The organism is Mesorhizobium sp. LNJC394B00 (assembly GCF_000502555.1).
Taxonomy (GTDB): domain Bacteria; phylum Pseudomonadota; class Alphaproteobacteria; order Rhizobiales; family Rhizobiaceae; genus Mesorhizobium.
Map to the genome: position 1 here is coordinate 539733 of NZ_AYWH01000001.1, position 21517 is coordinate 561249.

Sequence of the window (21517 nt, forward strand, 5' to 3'; positions counted from 1 at the left end):
TCAGAGCCGTCAATGGCAAGCGGCAATCGCAATCGAGGCGTTATTCGCGATCCGCCACCTTGCGACGGCGCGCTGGCTTGGCCGCAACGGACCTGACAGCAACGGACCTGGCAGGCACAGACCTAGCGACAGCAGGCTCGGCGGCCGCCGCCTCCTGACGATGCCCCATTTCGCGCATTTCGAGCGCCTTTTCACATTTGGCCATGTAGTCGCGCGTCATCGGCAGCGTGTCTTTCTTCTTGGCGATCTGGATCTGGAAGATCACCAGATCCTGCCAGCGGAAGGCGGCTTCCGAAGCCGCCAGATAGAACTCCCACATCCTGCAGAAGCGCTCGTCGTAGATGGCTTTGGCCTTGTCGCGGTTGGCGGCAAAGCGCTGGCCCCAATGCTTCAGCGTATCGGCATAGTGCAGCCGCAAAATCTCGATGTCGGTGACCACAAGGCCCGACTTCTCGATCGCCGGCATCACCTCCGACAGCGAGGGAATGTAGCCGCCCGGAAAAATGTACTTGCGGATGAAGGCGCTGGTCGCCCACGGCACGCCGGAGCGGCCGATCGTGTGCAAGAGCATGACGCCGTCGGGCTTCAACAACGTCGCCGACTTGTCGAAGAAAGTGCGGAAGTGGTTGACGCCGACATGCTCGAACATGCCGACCGAGACAATGCGGTCGAAGCGTTCGTTGAGTTCGCGGTAGTCCTTGAGGTCGAAATGCACGCGGTCCTGCAAGCCTTGCGCATGCGCCCGGTCGGTGGCGACGCCGTGCTGCTCGGTCGACAGCGTCACGCCTTGCACGTCGACATCGAAAGCCTTGGCGAGATAGAGGCCGAGCCCACCCCAGCCGGAGCCGATATCGAGCACGGTCTGGCCGGCCTTCAGCCTGAGCTTGGCGGCGATATGGCGTTTCTTGGCCATCTGCGCCTCGTCGAGCGTCATGTCCGGCTGTTCGAAATAGGCGCAGGAATACTGCATGTCGTCGTCTAGGAAGAGCCGGTAGAGGTCACCCGACAAATCATAGTGGCGCTGCACGTTGCGGCGCGCCCGTGATGCGGTGTTGATCTGCTGCAGGCGGCGAAAGGCGTGGCGCAGACCCTCGATGGCCTTCGACCAGGTGGCGTCGATACCGCCGCTGCCCATGTTCTGGAAGGCGATGCGCATCATACCCAGTACGCCGCCCTCGATGATGTCGAGTTCGCCGTCCATATAGGCTTCCGGCACGGCCAGCATCGGATCGAAGGTAATGGCGCGCTCGGCATGCGCGGTCTTGATGTGCATATGCACCGGCTCGCCGCTGCCGTCGCCGAAAACCACTGTCGAGCCCTTCGGCCCGGTGACTTTCAGATTGCCCGTACGCACCAGGCGGTCGAGAACGCGCTTCAACAGAATATTCATCACCAAATGTCCCCTCACGGTCAGACTGGCGGACCAATTCTGCAACAATATATAGGGGTTCGAAAAGTTCCATTTGGCACAAAAATGCCCGGGCGAGAGGCCCGGGCATTGGTCCAGAAAGGCTGGATGACGAGGAAGTGATTGGAGCGCTGCTCCCCTCGCTTCCCGATCAGGCCCCGTGCGGGATCAGGCGTTGTCTTCTTCGCCGCCTTCGAACTCGGTGTTCGGGTCGAAGAAGTTCTCCGGCCGTGCGTTGTCGTTGATGTCGTCGCCATAGATGGCTTCGGCGGTGGTCAGCGTCTCGCCCTTGGCCTGGCGCTCGGCTTCGTCGGCCGTGCGGGCGATGTTGAGGCTGATGGTGACCTCGACTTCCGGATGCAGCGCAATCGCCACATTGGTGACGCCGATGGTCTTGATCGGCTGGTTGAGCTGGATCTGGTTGCGGTTGACCGAGAACCCTTCGGCGGTCAGCAGGTCGGCGATGTCGCGGGTCGACACCGAACCGTAGAGCTGGCCTGTCTCGCCGGCCGAACGCACGGCGATGAAGCTCTTGCCGTCGAGCTTTTCGGCAACCTGGCTGGCTTCCGACTTGCGCTCGAGGTTGCGCGCTTCGAGCTGCGCGCGCTGCCCTTCGAACTTCTTCTTGTTGGCTTCGTTGGCGCGCAGCGCCTTGCCCTGCGGCAAGAGGAAGTTGCGGGCAAAGCCGTCCTTGACCTTGACGGTATCGCCCATCTGGCCGAGGCGGGAAACGCGTTCGAGAAGAATCACTTGCATGGTCTTGTTCCTTCGTCTGGGCACCGACCGCGGGATCGGCGCCGAATTGAATGGAACAGGTCAGGAAGCTCTGAGCGCCTTGGCGCCGGTGTCGCTGTCCTGCCTGTCGCGGCAGTTAGAGGCTTTTCACCTCAACTCGGGATTTCAATGCACGTCGCCAAGAGTGGTCCCGGTTTTGGGACAACGACATGCATCATCAAATTACCCCTGCGGCGCCCGTCGCCGTGGGAGAAGGAAGCAGGCGGCGAACCGCCCGCTCGAAAGTCTTAGCGAACCACGTAGGGCAGCAGGCCGAGGAAGCGGGCGCGCTTGATCGCCTTGGCGAGTTCGCGCTGCTTCTTCTGGCTGACGGCGGTGATGCGCGACGGCACGATCTTGCCGCGCTCGGAAATGTAGCGCTGCAGAAGACGCACGTCCTTGTAGTCGATCTTGGGCGCGTTGGCGCCGGAGAACGGGCAGGTCTTGCGGCGGCGATGGAACGGGCGCCGGGTCGGGATCTGATTGATGTCGACCATTATTCTGCACCTCCTTCAACGCCTTCGCGCGGACGGCGCGGACCACGATCACCACCGGCGTCGCCAAATGAGCGCGGCGGACGATCGCCACGGTCGCCGCGATCACGGTCGCCGAACGAGCGCGGACCACGATCACCACGGTCGCGGTCGCCGAAGCCGCCGCGTTCCGAGCGCTCTTCGCGCTTCTGCATCATGGCCGACGGGCCTTCCTCATGCGCCTCGACCTTGACGGTCAGGAAACGCAGCACGTCCTCGGACAGGCCCATCTGGCGCTCCATCTCGTTGAGCGCTGCCGGCGGGCAGTTGAGGTCCATAAGCGTGTAGTAAGCCTTCCGGTTCTTGTTGACCCGGTAGGTGAGGGACTTCAGTCCCCAGTTCTCGACCCGGCCGACGGACCCGCCATTTGCGGAGATGACGCCCTTGTACTGTTCGACAAGCGCATCGACCTGCTGCTGCGAGAGGTCCTGCCGGGCAAGGAACACATGTTCGTATAGAGCCATAGTGGTTCAGTGCCTTTCTTCGTTTCTCTCCCGGATCCTCGCGGCAAAGCCTCTGCAACTTCTCTGACCCGCTGGTCCCGAGGGGGCGGGGAAGAAAGGAGCATTTCGAGACGGTCGAGAGCGGAGACACGGGAGGCGGAAGCGCTTCTGGCTTCACACGAAGGTTTTGGGTAAAACCTCCGGCCCTCCGTTCAGCCCCCAGCAAGGACCGGCAGATTGCGGGCGTCTATATAGCAAATTGGCTGGAAGGCAAGGGTAACGCATGCTCCGGACAGCGTCCTGGCGTCGCAGGGTTGGAAAAATACCAGGCATCAACTCGTATGCGGGGTACCACCGTTGATCGTTTCGGGGAAGAAGTCCGGAGCCGCCTTACGCTTGCCGAACATCATATCGTATTGCAGCAGGCGGAAGTCGTTGATCGCCGGATCAACGTCCTTCTGCCGCGCCCAGTCCGGCGTGGCCTCACCTGACGGTGTCAAAAGCAGATTGCGGTCGACGACGCGATAGCGTTCGCGCAGCGCGCCCAGGAAGCCGGTATAGTAGGGGTGCGTGATCCCGGCCGTGGTAAGGATATGGTAGGGCAGGAAGGCCGGGCTCACCGCGCCCATATCCTGCGCCGGACCGGTGCGGTTAGACCAGATGACCAGCGGCGTCTGATGATGCTCCAGTGCCGCCTCCGGCGTCGGTTCCTTGCGCGGCGCGACATTGTCCTTCAGGTAACCGGTTTCGACATAGACGGGGCCGAGCGGCGGCAGATGGTCGCCGAAGAAGGCGATGACCGTCGGCCGCTCGCGCTTCTTCGCCCATTCGATCAATCGCTCGAGGCCACGGTCGGCATCGGCCGATCCCTCGGCGTAGCTGAGCAGCGATTCCCGCGCCCACGTGCTGATCGGTGCCACGACCTTGTGGGTCGGATTGTAATAGCGGTACGGCTCGTAGGGACCGTGGTTCTGCAGGCTGACGGCGAAGAAGAACACCGGCCGCTCGCTGGCGTCGGCCTCTGCGATGATCTCGTCGGTCATCGACGCATCGGAAGCCAGCGGCCCGCGCTTTTCCAGTGGCGGCAGCGTCTCTTCCGAGCGGAAATCGTTGAAACCGAAATCGGCATAGACGGCGCCCCTGTTCCAGAACCAGTTGGTGCCCGGATGGATGGCGCGCGCCCGGTAGCCCTCGCTTTTCAGGAAGGTCGCCAGCGACGGCGTCGGCGTGCGCACATATTGCTGGTAGGGGATCGAGCCCGCCGGCAGGAAGGCATTGGAAAAGCCGGTCAGCGCCTCGAATTCGATGTTGGCGGTCATGCCGCCGAATTCCGGCGAAAACATATAGCCGGAACGCAGCGCCCGCACATTGGGGATCGGGTCAGGCGTGATTGTGACGCCGGGCAGCTTGGTCGGATCCCAGAAAGATTCGCTCATCACCACGATGATGTCGGGTTTCTCATCCGGTACCGAGGCCGCCACAGCAGGCCTGTCGATCGCGTCGATCGCCTTGTCGGAATAGCCCGCCGGCGCCGAGACATGCGCCATCGGCACGTTGAGCGCGAAGGCCAGCGCAAACCCGTTGGAGGCGTAGTTCTCCTTCTGGTCCCACATGATCGGGATGATCTGCAGCCGGTCGCGGGTCCACGAGAAGGTGGCGTAGTCCATGATCGAGACGAAGAAGGCGAGCAGCGGCACTGCCAGCGTCAGCCGCGCCAGCCGCCCTTTGCGGCTGAGGATCGGAACCTTGCGGCGCCACAACCGCCAGCCATAGATCAGCAGCGACAGGCCGGCGACGATGCCGACCGCCATGGCGAGCGCCGTCCAGGGCCGCTCGCGCACCAGGAGCGGCATCAGTGCCATGATCTGGCGCGAATAAAGAAAATCGGTTGGGTAGAGCGGATCGCCGAGATAATGCGACTTCTGATGCCCGACAAAGGCCAGCGCCAGCGTCAGGGGCGCCACGATCATCAGGCTCTGGTGACTGCGGCCAAGCACGGCGTCCAGTCCCATCAGCACCAATGCAAAGACAATGATGGTGGTCCAGCCCGGCTTGAATGGCTGCAGGAAGAAGTCGACCGTGCCGAAGAAGTCGCCGCGCACGATCCATTCGATAGCGAACACCAGGATGGCGGAGGCAAGCAGCGTGACCAGACCGTAGCGGATGACCGGCCATCTGCGCCCCGGCAGGTAGCCGGTGGACGGATCGTCTTCCAAGAATTGTGGCGCGGGTACGGCCGCGCCTTTCCTGATCCTAGCCACGTCTCTTCCCCCGGCCCAAGCAACGCGTATTTCCACTCGCGCCACCGTTCTGTCATAGAACTGTCATGCAAAAGCTAGCGCCTGTGGCGAAAATAAGAAGAGCCAGCAAACGATTCGTGAGCGGTTTTCATCAGGTGTGATCGGCAAAAAGCCTTTGGGAACAGGGACTCGAGGTCAGCTCCGGTTCAAGCGAGAGCCGAAATGCCGCCTCCGGGCTTGACTTGACGGTCCGCCTTGCGTCACAGGCAGGAAAAATCAGCCGCTGGAGAGCGCCCAAATGGCCGTCGCATTCACCTTTCCGGGACAGGGCAGCCAGGCTGTCGGCATGGGCAAGGACCTCGCCGACGCCTTCCCCGAGGCACGCAGGGTGTTCGAGGAAGTCGATGATGCGTTGGGCGAAGAGCTGTCGAAACTGATCTGGGAAGGCCCGGAAGAGGCGCTGACCCTGACTGCCAATGCCCAGCCGGCGCTGATGGCGGTCTCGCTGGCGGCGATCCGCTCGCTGGAAGCGCGCGGCTTTTCGCTGAAGGACAAGGTTGCCTACGTTGCCGGTCATTCGCTCGGCGAATATTCCGCCCTTGCCGCGGCCGGTTTCGTTTCGGTCGCCGATGCTGCCCGGCTGCTGCGCATCCGCGGCAACGCCATGCAGGCGGCGGTGCCGGCCGGCGAGGGCGCCATGGCGGCGATCATCGGACTGGAACAGCCCGACGTCGAAGCCGCTTGCACCGAGGCCGCAACGGGATCCGGCAAAGTCTGCCAGATCGCCAACGACAATGGCGGCGGCCAGCTGGTGATCTCCGGCGCCAGGGCGGCGGTGGAACTCGCCGCGAAACTGTGCACAGAAAAGGGCGCCAAGCGGGCGCTGATGCTGCAGGTCTCCGCACCCTTCCATTCGGCGCTGATGGCGCCGGCGGCCGATGTCATGCGCGAGGCGCTGGCCGGCGTGACCAAGAATGCACCGGTCGTGCCCGTCGTCTCCAACGTCACTGTAGCCCCGACCAGCGACCCCGACGAGATCGCGCGCCGCCTGGTCGAGCAGATCACCGGCCGCGTGCGCTGGCGCGAAACGGTGGAGTGGTTCGGCGCCAACGGCGTCGCCACGCTGTTTGAGATCGGCGCCGGCAAGGTGCTTTCCGGCCTGGCGCGGCGGATCAACCGCGACATCGCCACATCCGCCGTCGGCACGCCGCCAGATGTCGAGGCGGCGCTGGCCGCGCTTGCATAATCCACTGGCGATTCAACCCCTCCCGTGGGAAGGGTGTTCTCTTAAGATCAGGAGACGAAAATGTTCGAACTGACCGGCCGCAAGGCGCTCGTCACCGGCGCATCGGGCGGCATTGGCGAGGCGATTGCCCGGGTGCTGCATGCGCAAGGCGCCATTGTCGGCCTGCACGGCACCCGCATCGAGAAACTGGAGACCCTGGCCGGCGAACTCGGCGACCGGGTAAAGCTGTTCCCGGCCAATCTTGCCGACCGTGACGAGGTCAAGGCGCTTGGCCAGAAGGCCGAAGCCGAACTCGAAGGCGTCGACATACTGGTCAACAATGCCGGCATCACCAAGGACGGCCTGTTCGTGCGCATGGCGGACGCGGATTGGGACAGCGTGCTGGAGGTGAACCTCACCGCCGTGTTCCGGCTGACCCGCGAGCTGACCCATCCGATGATGCGCCGCCGCCATGGCCGCATCATCAACATCACCTCGGTGGTCGGCGTCACCGGCAATCCTGGCCAGACCAATTATTGCGCCTCCAAGGCCGGCATGATCGGCTTTTCCAAGTCGCTGGCGCAGGAGATCGCCACCCGCAACATCACCGTCAACTGCGTCGCCCCGGGCTTTATCGAATCGGCCATGACCGACAAGCTCAACGACAAGCAGAAAGACGCGATAATGGCCGCGATCCCGACGCGCCGCATGGGCACGAGTGTTGAAGTGGCGTCGGCCGTCGCCTATCTCGCCTCCAACGAGGCAGCCTACGTCACCGGCCAGACCATCCATGTCAACGGTGGCATGGCCATGATCTGACAGGATATTGCCGGGTGATAAGAAGACATGGCCGGCTTGTGAAAAGAGACCATTTCGCCTTGGACCTCAGCCATTTTTCGTGTAATGCGGCCCGCAACCCGGCGGTTCGGGCAAAAACCGGTCCGGCATCGTTGCGTTTCCGGCAGGACCATCTTTCAGCTTGATTAGCGGCATTCTGCCCGCTAACGAAGACAGACAAACAAAAGACGAGGATGCCCCAAATGAGTGACACCGCAGAGCGCGTCAAGAAGATCGTCATCGAACATCTTGGCGTCGATGCCGACAAGGTGACGGAGCAGGCGAGCTTCATCGATGATCTGGGCGCAGACAGCCTCGACACGGTCGAACTCGTCATGGCCTTCGAAGAAGAGTTCGGCGTCGAGATTCCGGACGATGCGGCCGAGACCATCCTGACCGTCGGCGATGCCGTGAAGTACATCGACAAGGCTTCGGCCTGACACCATCCGCAGTCATCACCGGGGAGGACCTGCGATGAGGCGTGTCGTCGTCACGGGCCTTGGCCTGGTTTCGCCGTTCGGCATGGGCTTCGAGCACAGCTGGAAGGAACTTCTGACCGGCCGCAGCGCCGCGAAGCGCGTCACCGAGTTCGAAGTGGAAGATCTTGCCTGCAAGATCGCCCACGTCATTCCTCGCGGTGACGGCACCAACGGCACGCTCAATCCCGAAGCCGTGCTCGAGCCCAAGGAACTGCGCAAGATCGGCGACTTCATCCTTTACGGGATTGCGGCCGCCGACGAAGCGCTGAAGGATTCCGGCTGGGAGCCCAGCACCGAAGCCGAGCGCTGCGCCACCGGCGTCATGATCGGCTCCGGCATTGGCGGCCTCGAGGGCATCGCCGAGAACGCTATCATCCTGAAAGAGCGCGGACCGCGCCGTATCAGTCCATTCTTCATTCCCGGCAACATTATCAACCTGGTATCTGGCCAGGTATCGATCCGGCATGGGCTGAAAGGCCCCAACCACGCCGTCGTCACCGCCTGCTCGACCGGCGCGCACGCCATTGGCGATGCCGCCCGGCTGATAATCTTCGGCGATGCCGACGTGATGCTGGCCGGCGGCGCGGAATCGCCGGTGACCAGACTATCGCTTGCCGGCTTCGCTGCTTGCCGGGCACTGTCCACCGACCGCAACGACACGCCTGAGAAGGCCTCGCGTCCCTATGACCGCGACCGTGACGGCTTCGTCATGGGCGAGGGCGCCGGGGTCGTCGTGCTGGAAGAACTCGAACACGCCAAGGCGCGCGGCGCCAAGATCTATGCCGAGGTCACCGGCTACGGCCTGACCGGCGATGCCTATCACATCACTGCACCGGCCGAAGACGGCGACGGCGCCTTCCGCTGCATGACGGCGGCGCTGAACCGGGCCAAGCTGACGCCCGCCGACGTCGACTACATCAACGCGCACGGCACCTCGACCATGGCCGACACGATCGAACTCGGCGCCGTCGAGCGGCTGGTCGGCAACGCCGCCTCGAAAATCTCGATGTCGTCGACCAAGTCGTCGATCGGCCATCTCCTGGGTGCCGCGGGTGCCGCCGAGGCGATCTTTTCGATCCTCGCTATCAGAGACAACATCGCGCCAGCTACCATCAATCTTGACAACCCGGAACGCGAAACCGCGATCGATCTTGTTCCGAACACGCCACGGCATCGCCAGGTCGACGTGGCGCTGTCCAACTCCTTCGGCTTCGGCGGCACCAACGCTTCGCTGGTATTCCAGCGTTATACAGGCTGATTGCGGTATCGACCGGCGCGCCAGCGGTCTGTCGTCAATTTTGCCATATTCAAGCCTACTCTGCCGCTGGGGATTCGTCGCATCGGCCTGAAACCGAAGGCGCTTTTTTTAAAAGCACGATGCGTAGGCTTGAAATGTTAGGGCACGCTGTGCGTCCAATCGGGCGCATGGTCGCTCTAAGAGATCAGATGGTAGGGCGCTAATGAACACCAATCCGGGCGGCAGCGGACAATTCGGACAAAACCAGCAGACCGGCCCGATCGTGCCGAAGACCGCGGCCGAAGCTTTGCGCCCGGAAGCCGGCACACCACCACCAAAGCGCTCGCGCGCCTCGCGCAGCCAAGTCGTCGTGTTCATGAACTTCGTCATCTCCGCGGTGATGTTGATGATCCTCGCCGCCGGCGTTTCGCTCTATTTCGGCAAGCAGGCATTCAACGAACCGGGCCCGTCGGTGGCCGGCGACACCTTCCTGGTCAAGCCGAGCACCGGCGTCCAGGATATTGCCGACCAGCTCGAACGGCGTGGGCTGATCAGCGATGCCCGCATCTTCCGCATCGCCGTGCGGGTCTATGGCAATGATTCAGCGCTGAAGGCAGGCGAATACGAGATAAAGCCGCGCGCCTCCATGCGCGACATCATGGAGCTTCTGAAGAGCGGCAAGTCGGTGATGTACTCGCTGACCATTCCCGAGGGCCTGACGGTCGAGCAGGCGCTGCAGCGCATCGCCGAGCAGGATGCGCTGACCGGCGACATGCCGGCCGCCAAGCCGGCTGAGGGCAGCCTCGCCACCGACACGCTGCGCTTTACCCGCGGCGCCACGCGCCAACAGATGGTCGACAAGCTGCTCGCCGACCAGAAGAAGCTGGTCGACGAGGTCTGGCAGCGGCGCGCGCCCGACCTGCCTCTGGCCAATGTCGACGACTTCGTCACCTTGGCCTCGATCGTCGAAAAGGAAACCGGCCGGGGCGACGAGCGCTCGCGCGTTGCCGCCGTCTTCCTCAACCGTCTGGCCAAGGGCATGCGGCTGCAATCCGATCCGACCATCATTTACGGCCTGTTCGGCGGCAAGGGCAAACCCGCCGACCGGCCGATTTATCAATCTGACATCCAGAAACAGACGCCTTACAACACCTATCTGATCAACGGCCTGCCGCCGACGCCGATCGCCAATCCCGGCCGCGCCGCGCTCGAAGCCGTCGCCAACCCGTCGAAGACCGATGATCTCTATTTCGTCGCCGACGGCACCGGCGGCCACGTCTTTGCCACCACGCTTGCCGAGCACAATGAGAACGTTGCCCGCTACCGGGCACTGCAGAAGAAGCAGGCTGAAGACGCCGCCAAGGGCGCCAAGACTCCGGGCCAGACCGATGCGCCGGCGGATGGCGACGACAACGGTGACGCAAGTGGCGATGCCGCCGGTGACAGCGGTGATGCCGGCGATACGGGTGCCGCCCAGTAGCAGGCCGGCGCTTTCAGACGGATCGACCTTAAGCGATGCGGACAGAGGCGGACGCGCTGCTGCTTTGAACGAGTAGCGCCGTTCGAAGCGTCTTCGGTCTTGCTCGGGTGCCTCTGCTTCGCTCGATTTCAGCCCCGCGAGATCGAAACGACACCAGAAATCAAGATCTTGCCGGTATTGCGATTCTGACATTCGCGCTGCCCGTGATATCGAACGCATGCGCAATTATTAGAATCGGACCATCAGGGAGACACGAGCCGCATCATGAATTTGCAGAGCATGACCGGATTTGCACGCACTGTTGCCGAACATGACGGCGCCTCGATCGCCTGGGAGGTCAAGTCGGTCAACGGCAAGAGCGTCGAGGTCAGGTTGCGGCTGCCGCAAGGTTTCGAGCGGCTCGAACCGACTGTGCGGCAGACGCTGCAGAAGCGCTTTTCGCGTGGCAATTTCCAGGCGACGCTGACCGTCGGCCGCGCCGCCGGCCAGCAGGCGCAGCCAGTGGTCAACGAAGCCTTCCTCAGGGATCTGGCGGGCTTGGCCAAGCGGCTGCAGGACCAGTTCGGTGTTGGTCCGGCAACTGCCGACGGTCTGCTTTCCCTGCGCGGCGTGCTCGATATCCCTGAAACCAGCGAAACCGAGGAGGTGCGGGCAGCACTCGACGCGTCAATCCTGTCCGCGCTGGAAACGGCGCTTACAGGCCTCGAGCAGGCACGCCAGAGCGAGGGCGAAGCGCTGCGTTCGCTGCTTTCCGGCCATATCGACGCCATCGAGGCGTTGACGCTTCAAGCCGAGGCCGACCCGTCGCGCGAACCGGCGGCGATCCGCGAGCGAATCGCCGAACAGGTGCGGCTGCTGATGGATGCGTCGGCCAACCTCGATGCCGGCCGGCTGCACATGGAAGCGGCGTTCCTGGCCACCAAGGCCGATATCCGTGAAGAGATCGACCGGCTGAAGACGCATGTGACGTCGGGCAGAGCGCTGCTGGCAAATGGCGGCGCCATCGGCCGCAAGCTCGATTTTCTGGCGCAGGAATTCAACCGCGAATCGAATACGCTGTGTTCCAAGTCGAACGCCGCCACTGTCACCGCCATCGGGCTGGAACTGAAGGCGGTGGTCGACCAGTTTCGCGAACAGGTCCAGAATCTGGAGTAAACCCGAATGGGTGGCAAGGAGCCGATGGTTGCCAGGGATCTCGGATCCCGCATTCGCCGCCGCGGGCTGATGCTGGTTCTGTCGTCGCCGTCGGGCGCCGGCAAGTCGACGATCGCGCGCAACCTGCTGGAAAGCGACGGCAGCCTGGAATTATCGGTCTCGGTCACCACCAGGCCACGCCGCGGCTCGGAGATCGAGGGCGTCCACTATCACTTCCGCACCACGCGCGAGTTCGAGCGGCTGCGCGATTCCGACGCGTTGCTCGAATGGGCCGAGGTCCACGGCAATTGCTACGCGACGCCGCGCGAGCCGGCCGAACTGGCGCTCGCGCAGGGCCGTGACATGCTCTTCGACATCGACTGGCAAGGCGCCCAGCAGCTCAAGGAGAAGATGCGCGCCGACATCGTCTCGATCTTCATCCTGCCGCCGTCGATGAAGGAATTGAAGTCGCGCCTCAAGCGCCGCGCCGAGGACCAGGAGCACGTGATCGAGACCAGGCTGAAGAACGCCCGCAACGAGATCGAGCACTGGAAGGAATATGACTTTGTCATCGTCAACGACGATCTCGACCGCGCCTTCGCCGAAGTGCGTGGAATCGTGACGGCGGAAAGGCTGCGGCGCGACCGCCGGCCCGGGCTGTTCGATTTCGTCTCGGGGTTGCTGGACGAGAAGACGGAATAGGCAGCTGTCGTTCCCCGATGGCCGGCTGTCCCCATGAAGGCGTCTTTGGCAAACGATCTGGCAATATGACGCTGTGGGCATCTGTTACTGGCTGGCGATATCTTTTATGAGTTCTGCCAATGGGGTTTCCTCGCCGGCAAAGCTCTCAATCATCGCATTCAGGACGTTTTCGCGACCGAGCATATCGGCATTGAATGGGAATCCCGCATTCTCCATCAGCATTGCCAGAAAGGTAAGCTGCGTGCGGCCGTTGCCTTCGCGAAACGGGTGGACGGCATTGATTTCGGCCAAAACATGCGCGGCCCGAACGGCGAAGGCGTCGAGGTCGAGTTCGCAGAGATAATCACCGTCGGCGAGTTCGCCGAAAATTCTATGCATTTCCTGGTTGATATACTCAGGATAGCAGAACCAGTTGCCCCCCCCTTGCCGATGCGGATGGCGCGAACCTCTCCCGCCCATTCATAAACGTCCTGGAACAGGTGATGATGGACAGCCTTGTAGTGCTCGAAATCCAGACGGCCTGCGGGGATATGTTCGTCGGCCCTGGTCAGGAAAAGTGCCAACTCGAATTCATCGAGTTGGGCCTGGTCTTTGATATTCAGCCTGTTGCGGAGAACGGTCGTGCCTGGCTAGCACAGCGGATCATGTTCAGCGGCATAGACCACCTGCCGATCCTACTTCTTGCGGGTTACTTGGTCCTTGATAAGCGCCCTGCGCTCATCCCCGCTCAGGCCGCGCTCACGGCTTTCCTTCAGAATGAAGCCCATACGTTGCGATAGCTTCAAGCCTTCAACCGCGCTGATTTTTTCGCCCCTGCCGCTGGTCAGGACAAACTGGCTTTGGGTCGGCCGGAGGCTTGAGGTACTCTTTTTCATATGACGACAATATCACGCTCGGCGACTCACCGGCAACTGCATGCCGCTATTAGCTGCTTGTCGTCGCTGTCACACAGGATGCGATTTGGGTCCACGGCCGACCAGCGCCGCCGGTCAAACCGCGTTTGTCAGCCGCACGAATTCCTCGACGCTGAGCGTCTCGGCACGCCGGGTCGGATCGATGCCGGCGCGCGTCAGCAGTGCCTCGCCACCCAGGCTCTTCACGCTCTGCCGCAGCATTTTCCGGCGCTGGCCGAAAGCGGCTTCGGTGACGCGGCCGAGTTTTTTCACGTCGGTTGACAAAGGGCTGGCGCGCGGCACCAGATGCACCACCGACGACGTTACCTTGGGTGGCGGCGTGAACGCTTGCGGCGGCACGTCGAAGGCGATCCTCGCCTCGGTCCGCCAGCCCGCCAGCACGCCGAGCCGGCCATAAGCATCGCTGCCGGCACCGGCGACAATGCGCTCGGCCACCTCGCGCTGGAACATCAGCGTCATCGATTGATAGAAGGGTGGCCAGTCCGCCACGGTCAGCCAACGGATCAACAGCTCGGTGCCGATATTGTAGGGCAGGTTGGCGGCAATCCTCACCGGGCCGACTTGTGACGCGGTCTTGGCAAGAGCGGCAAAATCCGTCTTCAGCGCATCGCCGCTGATCACCTCGAGCCGGCCCGGATAGTGGTTGGAGACCTCGGCCAAGGCCGCAAGGCAGCGTTCGTCGCGCTCGATGGCGACGACGCGGCCGGCACCGGCAGCGAGCAGCGCCCTGGTCAGCCCGCCGGGGCCGGGGCCGACCTCGATCACCGTGCTGTCGCTGAGGTCGCCGGCGACCCGCGCGATCTTGCCGGTCAAATTGAGGTCGAGCAGGAAATTCTGGCCAAGCGCCTTCTTTGCCTGCAGTCCATGGCGCTCGATCACCTCTCGCAGCGGCGGCAGCCCGTCAATGCTCATGAATTTGGCTCATGATTTTGGGCTCATGATTTTGGGCTCATGCAGCTGCGGGCTTTGCGCCGGTATCGGCCAGCCGGCGGGCCAGCTTCAGCGCCGCGATCAGGCTGTCGGGACGTGCGATGCCCTTGCCGGCGATGTCGAAGGCTGTGCCGTGATCGGGCGAGGTGCGGATGAACGGCAGGCCAAGCGTGACGTTGACGGCCTCGTCGAAGGCCAGCGCCTTGGCCGGGATCAACGCCTGGTCATGATACATGCAGACCGCCACGTCGTAGCCGGCGCGGGCGCGCGCATGAAACATCGTATCGGCCGGCAGCGGCCCGAAGGCATCGATGCCTTGCGCCCGCAACATGTCGACCGCAGGACGAATGATGCGCTCGTCCTCTGTCCCCATGGCGCCGCTTTCGCCGGCATGCGGATTGAGGCCGGCAAGCGCGAGCCTCGGCCTGGCGATGCCGAAACGGCGTGCAAGATCGCCGGCGGTGATGCGCGCGATGGCAACGATCAGCTCCGTCGTCAGCGTCTTCGGCACCTCGGCCAGCGCGATGTGGATGGTGACCGGAACGGTGCGCAATTCGGGGCCGACGAGCAGCATCACCGGCATCACCGCGCCGCCTATATGGAGCGAGGCCAGATGCGCCAGATATTCGGTATGGCCGGGAAAGCCGAACCCGGCATCGTAAAGCGGCTTCTTCGCGATCGGACAGGTGACGACCGCGGCCGCATGACCGGCAAGGCAGTCGGCGACGGCGCGATCGATGGCCTCGATGATGCCGGCGGCATTGGCCGGGTCGGGCCGGCCGGGATCATCGGTGAAGTGGGCCGCCAGCGGCACCACGGGCAAGGCGTGTTGAAAGACACCAGCTGCTTGGGCCGGCACCGTCTCGGCGATTGCCACCGCCGCGCCGAGCCGGCGCGCCCGCGCGGCAATCAGCGCCGGATCGGCGAGAAGATAGAAGGGCGCGGCACCGGAACCGCGGGCGCTCTGCCACGCGGCAATGGCGATTTCCGGACCGACGCCGGATGGATCGCCGACGCTCAGCGCCAGCGGAAGCTCTGTCTCATGCACGGCTGGGCCGGTTCAGCGCGTAACGATCTTGGCTTTCGCCTTCAGCTCTTCGACATACTTGGCCGAGAGCTCGTCGGCGTTCTTGTCGCCGCTGCCTTCGCTCTGGAACACCATCTGGGCCGCCTTGTCGTCGGAAACCTCGCGCGATGAGCAGATGCCGATGAATTCGATGCCGCGATCGGTCTCGCGCACGGCCGTGGCGCCGCCCAGCTTGGTGGCCTTGATCTGCTCGGCCCAGTCCGGCGGCAGTTGCGGCGCCAGCAATCGGGGGAGGTCGCGAACGGTGACGTCGATCAGGCCCTTGGCGAATTCACGCGTGGTGTTGCAGCCATTGAAGCGGGCGCGCATGGCTTCGGCCTCGCGCTTGCGTTTGGCGAGTGTGGCACTGCGCTCGGCCTTCGGCACCACGAAGATCACCTGCTGCAGCATGTACTCGGTGGCGCTTGGCTTGGCGCCGCCTTTTTCGAGCATGCGCTTGACCAGATCCTGTTCGCTCACCTGCCCGCCGCCGCCGCTGTAGCGTGCGCTCAGCGCCTGGTTCCACGCCATCTGGGAGCGGATGAATTCCTTGAAATGCTCCTTGGTCACGCCGGACTGCGCCATGACACCGTCGAGCTGCTTGAGCTGCATCTTGTTGCTCGAGGCAAAGCGCTGATAGGCAGCCTCTACCTGGGCGTCGGAGATGCGGATGCCGAGACGCCTGGCCTCCGCCATACGCAGCGTCTGGTCGATCATTTCCTGACCCGCGTCACCCTTCTTGCGCTGCAGTTTCAGGAAGGCAGCCCGGTGCGCGATGTCGCCGGTGGTGATCGGCATGTTGTTGACGACATACTTGATTTCACTGGCGAAGGCCGGCGGTACCATCGTGGTGACAGAGACCGAGGTCGCCGCGAACAGGAGCGCGAATCCTGCCGAAAACAGGTATTTCCTCATCGAAAGCATCCCAATTCTAGCCCGGTTTTGGCCGATTCCAGCCCGATATTGGCGAAATCCGTGCCCGCTTTATGCGGCAAAACGATGTCGTCAGCCGGCTCTACTGGATGGAGTCGATCGAGCTTTGGGACGAGCCGAAATCGCCGAGCGTGCGGAACGACAGGTTGAAGCCGACATTCTGCGACACTTCCTTGGTTTTGATGTCGCGTGATTCCGAGTACGTCATCAGGTAGGTGAAGCAGGAATCATTGTAGGCAAAGCCGACGCCGTCCTTGACCAGCACGCTTTGTTGCAGGTCGTAGGTGCCGGTGCCGAAGACGCGCCAGTTTTCGGCCAGGTGTGTCGAGGCGCCGAGCGTGACTTCGTGGCGGTCGGTGGTGAAACCATAGAGCGGCTGCGCCTGGATGAAGGCGTATTTGGCGCTCAGCGAAACCGGCAGCCCGGAATAGGCGGCCTTCACCTCGGCACGGCGAACTTCGAAGGTCTGCTCGTCGAAGCGGCCGCTGAGCGAACCGGAGAAGCCGCTCGGGCTGCTGAAGCCGACAAGGCCGACATAGTCGGAGGTCGAAGTCTCCAGGCCCGAATTGGCGGCGCCATCGACATTGGCGCCGACATTGACCAGATCCGGCGAATTGAAGGAGTTGCGGCCGCCCAGCTGGTAGGATTGGCCGAAGATGGCATTGGTGCCCCAGCCATTGTCATAGGCGCCGGAATAGCGGAAGCCGACATTGGCGCGGCTGCCGCCTTCGACGCGGTCGTAGCCGGAGAACTTGTCGCGCTCGAACAGCGTCGTGGCATCGAAGACGAAGCTCTGTGCGTCCTCGTTGGGAACGGCGAGCCCGCCGACATACTGCTCGTTCGGGCGCATGAAGACCTGCGCCATCGGCTCGACGATATGGCTGGAGCGGGCCATCGAAAACAGCACCGGCCAGCGCATCTCAAGGCCGGCGGTCGCCATGTAACGGGCGAAGGAAGACCGCATGTCGTCGGCGGCACCGACATTCGTTGCCATCTGGTTTACCGCAGTCAGCGAAGCCGAAGAAGCGTTGAGATAGTCGACGTCGCCCTGCAGAGCCAGAAGGGGCGTCAACTGCAATCCGCCGTCCGTGGTGAAGGTACGCTTCCATTCGGCTTCGGCGGTGAGGCGACCGGATTCGCCCTCGATGCCGCGCACGCGCTGGACGCCTGAGCCCGGCACATAGGGGGTAAAATAGGCCTGATCGAGATCGTCGCGGCGAATGACTCGTGCATTGACGTTGAACGACAGCTGGCCGCCGGCCACCGACATGTCGGGGATGTAGGCATAGTCGAGCGACGGCAACACCCAGGGCTGCTTGTCGCTGCGCGATGCGACGTTGCCGTCCGGTGTGTTTTCCTGAACCTGGAAGCGCATGGCGCGCACATCGAAATAATTGCGGTCGTTTAGGCCGGTCAGGTAGACGGACGATTGATGCACGGCGTCGTTGTAGCCTTCGATCGTGTAGGTACGCGAAAAATTCTTGTCGGTCTGAAGCAGGATATCCCAGCCGAAGTCCCAGCGCGGATTGATGGCGAACTGGCCTTTGGTGCCCATCATCCCGCGGAATTTGTTCGGATCGCCTGCTGGCCCCGAATTGACATTGTAGCCGCCGGGGAAAGCCGCGAAATCACGGAAAGCGCCAGGGTCCTGCTGGTTGATTCCGGCAAGCTTCAGCGTGTATTGGCCATTGTTGAAGCGCTGGCGCCACTCGGCCTCGCCGAGGAAACCCTGCTTGGTGTAGCCGCTGCCGGTAACGGTGAGGTCGTAGGTCGGCGACAAAGCGAAGTAGTAGGGGATTTTGACGCCGACGCCGAGACGATTGTTGTAGCCGATGCTGGGGATCAGGAAGCCGCTTTTGCGCTTGACCGTCGGGTCGGCGATCTCGAACGCCGGCAGATAAGCCAGCGGGAAACCGAAGAATTCGAAATTCGCGTTCTCGAAGCGAACCGTTTTCTTTTCGCCGTTCCAGATGATCTTCCTGGCTTTGATCCGCCAGGTCGGCGCCTTGTCCGGCTTGTCTTCGCAAGGCTCGCAGGCCGTATAGACGCCGTTGTGGAACGTTGTCAGCACGCCGCCCATGCGCTCGGCGCTTTCGGCGGCGAAATAGGCTTTTTCGGGCGTTTCGACGCGCAGCGCATTGACGAAACCGTCAGCGAAATCGTCGGTAATATCGATATGCTGCGAGTTGATCTTGGTGCCGTCGCTGTTGACGATCTCGACATTGCCGCTGGCAACCAGCCGCTTGGTGTTTCGATCATAGACGACGCGCTGGGCGACGAGCTTGTTGCCGCCATAGTCGATCTGGACGCCGCCGATGGCGGTGACCGTCTGGTTGTCGTTGTTATAGACGAGCGTGTCGGCCGCCAGCAGCATCTGGGAGCCGGAGGGAACCTTCGTTGCCACGTCGGTGACGTCCTGCGCCAGCGCAGGGGCCGTCAGCACGCCACAGGCGAGCAGGCATGCCAAGGCGCTCGCCGAATAGAGGCGCGCCAAACCGGCCTGCCTATGGCTGCGCAAAGCCGCCTCCCTCACTAGCCGTCTTCCTTGTATAGCAGGAATGTCACCCCAAAGAACATAGCCACGACAACCGGAACCCATGCAGCCACGGCTGTGGGCACGAATCCCGCCACGCCGAATGCCTTGACCAATACCGAAACGACATAAAGCAGAAAGCCGGCGAGGACGCCACCCAGAATCATCGTTGCCGACTGCCCCATCCTCGCAAATCGCATTGAAACTGTTGCCGCAATCAGCGTCATGGCCACAAGCAGGAACGGTAACGCCACCAGCGAATCGAACTGCATGGCGAAGGCATTTGCCTTGAGGCCGAAGGAGCGGGCAACCTCAATCTTGCCGGGAAGGTCGTAAAACGGGATGGTTTCGGGGCGCGCCAGCCGTTCCTGCACGAATTCCGGCTTGAGGTTGGTCGGCAACTGGTCGGTCGTTTCGGAACGGATGTTGCCGTCCTTGAACACCTTGACGTCCTGCAATTCCCAGTAGCCGTCGCGCAGAAAGGCCCGCGCGGCGTCCTTGCGCTCGACGATGTTGCCCTGCGGATCGAGGACGAAGAACACGGTGTCGGCCATTTCCAGGCCCTGGTTCAGGATGGCGCGGGCGCCGATGATGGTGTCGCCCGAGTTGGTTTTCTGGCGGATCCACGGCGTGGCATCGGCCGCCACCACGTTCGAATTGCCGGATCGCAGCTGGTTTTCCATCTGCTCCGACCATGAGAAGCCATGCGCGGCGATCGGATTGAGCACGCCGACCGATAGTATGCCGAATAACAGCGCACCTATGCAGCAGGGCAACAGAAACTGCCAGGCCGACACTCCGGCCGATCGCGCAATCACCAGCTCGTATTTGCGGTTGAGCGACACCAGCGTCGCCATCGCCGAGAACAGACCGACGAACGGCACCGTCTGCAGCATGATCATTGGCATCCTCAGCGCCGAGATCGCGACCGCCGTGCCGTAGGTGAAGCCCGGCAGGCCGGTGATGCGGCCGGACAGCTCGGTGAAGTCGATCAGGAACACCAGCGCCAGAAGGCCGATGAAGAACCAGATCGTGATCGACACGTAGCGAAAGAAGAAGTAGCGGCCCAGGGTCCAGCCCATCGTCAGGCTCCCTGGCCGGATGTGTAGCGCCGATTGAGGCGCAGCTTGAGCGCCGTCCAGCCATCGCTGACGCGGCCGGCGAAATTCGTCATCCAGTCGGCCCAGCTGCCGGGCAGTTCCATGCTTCGCGAGGTGACGATGAACCAGATGGCGACCGCCGAGGCGATGACCGGCACGCCATAGACCATATAGGCGTATTGCGGGATCTTGTCGGCCTTGCCGGCGGCAAAGAAGCCCAGCCAGCGCACGAACAGCGCAATGGCGATGGCTGTGATCAGCGGGTGGATGCGCGCCTCGCGGTGTGAGCGCGCATCGCCTGCCACGGCCAGCGCGATCAGCGCGAACACCAGCGAATAGGACCATTCGGAAAAGCGCTGGTCGAGCTCGGCCTTGTAGGCGCCGGGCCTGCGCTGGAAGATCTTGTCGTTCGGATCCGGGTTGAGCAGGTATTGCGTCGTTCGGTCCTTGGGCAGGAGCATGATATCGTTCGCCGCCGACATGAAGGCGGAAAGGTCGAAGGCGTAGGACGTGAAGCGGATGACCGACAGGTCGCCGGTCAGCGTCTTGCGATGAATGACGCCGTCATTCATCATCAGCACCTTCTCGTCACCCTTTTCGACGACGCTGCCGCTCTTGGCATAATAGATCAGATTGGCGCCTTCCTCGCGCGAATCGGCCACGAAGATGCCGCCGAGCCGGTTGTCCGGAAGCCGCTCGCCTATCTGCAGGAACAGCCCGTCGTCGATCTTGCGGAACGTGCCTTCCTGGATGATCAGCGACAAGAGATCGGCGCGCGAGGACGCGATCAGCTGGCGGTTCTTCTGCCTGGCATAGGGTTCGACGCCATTGTCGACCGCGAAGGAAAAGACGCTGGCCGCCAGCGCGATCAGCAGGACCGGCCGCACAATCGTCCAGCGCGAGGCGCCGGCGGCGTTGATGACGGCCAATTCCGAATCGGAGTTCATGACGCTGAGCGTCTGGGCCACCGCCACCACCAGGGCGAATGGCACCACGATCGGGATGATGGTGGGGATGATGAGGCCCGCGACCTCGAAAAAAGTCAGCGCCGATTGGCCACTGTCGGTGACCAGGTCGATGCGGGCAAGCACCTGCGTCGTCCAGACAATGGCCAGCGTCCAGATCAGCGCAGCGAGAAACACCGCCAACGCGCGACGCATGATGTAGCGTTCAACGACCTTCATGTAAGGCTTTTCTCGATTTGCCGAACGGCATCATGCCCGCGGACAAGGTAGTCGTCCGGCTGCGGCTGTACAACTGGGTGCGTTTGGCCATTTCTTTCAGGCAGTTCGATCCGATTCTCCGTCCCACATCGCCCGTCCCGCAGGCCGGAGTGTCGGCGGCAATGGATAAGAAAGGGAGAACATCGATGGTTAACAACAGGTTGCGGCAGGAAAGCGGGGCCGTGCCGCGACGAATCGTTATCGATTCCGCTGCGCATATGAGCCCTGATTCCGGCAAAGTCTTGCCAAATCAAGGAAAACGACCAAATGTCGCGCATCTTCCCTGAGAATGCATTTTTCCTGAAAATCTGAGCCGTTTCCCGAAA

Annotated in this window: 21 protein-coding genes; 9 read left to right on the forward strand and 12 right to left on the reverse strand. The window is 62.7% G+C overall.

The annotated features are described in order from the left end of the window. Window positions 1–40: 40 nt before the first annotated feature. The 5 genes from X751_RS160875 to X751_RS160855 form a co-directional block, all read right to left on the reverse strand. The gene (locus X751_RS160875; protein ID WP_023743795.1) at window positions 41–1390 is read right to left on the reverse strand and encodes a cyclopropane-fatty-acyl-phospholipid synthase family protein; all 1350 of its coding nucleotides are present in this window, start codon (window positions 1388–1390) and stop codon (window positions 41–43) included. A 186-nt stretch (window positions 1391–1576) separates the two neighbouring features. Beyond that, window positions 1577–2164, reverse strand: coding sequence for a 50S ribosomal protein L9 (rplI, locus tag X751_RS160870; protein ID WP_023672721.1), 588 nt, complete (start codon window positions 2162–2164; stop codon window positions 1577–1579). A 266-nt stretch (window positions 2165–2430) separates the two neighbouring features. Beyond that, a complete protein-coding gene (rpsR, locus tag X751_RS160865; RefSeq protein ID WP_006203718.1) occupies window positions 2431–2679 on the reverse strand; it encodes a 30S ribosomal protein S18 in 249 nt (82 codons plus the stop codon). After that, window positions 2679–3179 (reverse strand): 30S ribosomal protein S6, encoded by a 501-nt coding sequence (rpsF, locus tag X751_RS160860; protein ID WP_023672722.1) that lies wholly within the window; start codon window positions 3177–3179, stop codon window positions 2679–2681. Before rpsF ends, rpsR begins: the two co-directional genes overlap by 1 nt. A gap of 311 nt (window positions 3180–3490) precedes the next feature. Further along, the gene (locus tag X751_RS160855) at window positions 3491–5419 is read right to left on the reverse strand and encodes an LTA synthase family protein (RefSeq protein ID WP_023743796.1); all 1929 of its coding nucleotides are present in this window, start codon (window positions 5417–5419) and stop codon (window positions 3491–3493) included. Window positions 5420–5696: 277 nt separating this feature from the next. Here X751_RS160855 and fabD point away from each other — a divergent pair, with 277 nt between their 5' ends. From fabD to gmk, 7 genes are all read left to right on the forward strand, one after another. Further along, window positions 5697–6644, forward strand: a complete 948-nt coding sequence (fabD, locus tag X751_RS160850; protein ID WP_023743797.1) for an ACP S-malonyltransferase — start codon at window positions 5697–5699, stop codon at window positions 6642–6644. A gap of 60 nt (window positions 6645–6704) precedes the next feature. Then, window positions 6705–7442 carry a 3-oxoacyl-[acyl-carrier-protein] reductase gene (gene fabG, locus X751_RS160845; protein WP_023685686.1) on the forward strand — a complete coding sequence of 246 codons (738 nt, stop codon included), beginning with the start codon at window positions 6705–6707 and terminating at the stop codon, window positions 7440–7442. Window positions 7443–7663: 221 nt separating this feature from the next. Then, window positions 7664–7900 (forward strand): acyl carrier protein, encoded by a 237-nt coding sequence (locus X751_RS160840; protein ID WP_006203723.1) that lies wholly within the window; start codon window positions 7664–7666, stop codon window positions 7898–7900. 34 nt (window positions 7901–7934) lie between these two features. Next, entirely contained in the window at window positions 7935–9197 is a 1263-nt protein-coding gene (gene fabF, locus X751_RS160835) for a beta-ketoacyl-ACP synthase II (RefSeq protein ID WP_023685687.1), read from the forward strand. A gap of 202 nt (window positions 9198–9399) precedes the next feature. Next, window positions 9400–10656: an endolytic transglycosylase MltG gene (gene mltG, locus X751_RS160830; RefSeq protein ID WP_023715070.1), complete on the forward strand. Its 1257-nt coding sequence runs from the start codon at window positions 9400–9402 to the stop codon at window positions 10654–10656. A 264-nt stretch (window positions 10657–10920) separates the two neighbouring features. Next, on the forward strand, window positions 10921–11811 hold the full coding sequence (locus X751_RS160825) for a YicC/YloC family endoribonuclease (RefSeq protein WP_023743798.1): 891 nt from the start codon (window positions 10921–10923) through the stop codon (window positions 11809–11811). Window positions 11812–11835: 24 nt separating this feature from the next. After that, entirely contained in the window at window positions 11836–12492 is a 657-nt protein-coding gene (gene gmk, locus X751_RS160820) for a guanylate kinase (protein WP_023689111.1), read from the forward strand. A gap of 84 nt (window positions 12493–12576) precedes the next feature. Here gmk and X751_RS01000000163440 read toward each other — a convergent pair whose 3' ends face one another. Next, complete coding sequence (locus X751_RS01000000163440; RefSeq protein ID WP_348524570.1) at window positions 12577–12951, reverse strand: Fic family protein; 375 nt, start codon at window positions 12949–12951, stop codon at window positions 12577–12579. A gap of 23 nt (window positions 12952–12974) precedes the next feature. On the opposite strand from X751_RS01000000163440, the gene X751_RS1000000167400 reads away from it, so the two are divergent. Then, entirely contained in the window at window positions 12975–13271 is a 297-nt protein-coding gene (locus tag X751_RS1000000167400) for a hypothetical protein (RefSeq protein ID WP_198022429.1), read from the forward strand. 210 nt (window positions 13272–13481) lie between these two features. On the opposite strand, the gene rsmA is transcribed toward X751_RS1000000167400, so the two are convergent. The 6 genes from rsmA to lptF all read right to left on the reverse strand — a co-directional run bounded on the left by rsmA (window position 13482) and on the right by lptF (window position 21152). Then, complete coding sequence (rsmA, locus tag X751_RS160810) at window positions 13482–14318, reverse strand: 16S rRNA (adenine(1518)-N(6)/adenine(1519)-N(6))-dimethyltransferase RsmA (protein ID WP_023743800.1); 837 nt, start codon at window positions 14316–14318, stop codon at window positions 13482–13484. A 37-nt stretch (window positions 14319–14355) separates the two neighbouring features. Continuing rightward, window positions 14356–15384, reverse strand: coding sequence for a 4-hydroxythreonine-4-phosphate dehydrogenase PdxA (gene pdxA, locus X751_RS160805; RefSeq protein ID WP_031246866.1), 1029 nt, complete (start codon window positions 15382–15384; stop codon window positions 14356–14358). 12 nt (window positions 15385–15396) lie between these two features. Next, on the reverse strand, window positions 15397–16326 hold the full coding sequence (locus X751_RS160800) for a peptidylprolyl isomerase (protein WP_023731133.1): 930 nt from the start codon (window positions 16324–16326) through the stop codon (window positions 15397–15399). 91 nt (window positions 16327–16417) lie between these two features. Beyond that, entirely contained in the window at window positions 16418–18868 is a 2451-nt protein-coding gene (locus X751_RS160795; protein ID WP_023743802.1) for an LPS-assembly protein LptD, read from the reverse strand. Then, a complete protein-coding gene (lptG, locus tag X751_RS160790) occupies window positions 18868–19950 on the reverse strand; it encodes an LPS export ABC transporter permease LptG (protein ID WP_023702945.1) in 1083 nt (360 codons plus the stop codon). The genes X751_RS160795 and lptG overlap by 1 nt, the downstream gene beginning before the upstream one ends. A gap of 2 nt (window positions 19951–19952) precedes the next feature. Beyond that, the gene (gene lptF / locus X751_RS160785) at window positions 19953–21152 is read right to left on the reverse strand and encodes an LPS export ABC transporter permease LptF (RefSeq protein ID WP_023672737.1); all 1200 of its coding nucleotides are present in this window, start codon (window positions 21150–21152) and stop codon (window positions 19953–19955) included. Between the two features lie 32 nt (window positions 21153–21184). On the opposite strand from lptF, the gene X751_RS1000000166725 reads away from it, so the two are divergent. Further along, window positions 21185–21478 (forward strand): hypothetical protein, encoded by a 294-nt coding sequence (locus X751_RS1000000166725; protein WP_155923601.1) that lies wholly within the window; start codon window positions 21185–21187, stop codon window positions 21476–21478. Window positions 21479–21517: the final 39 nt, after the last annotated feature.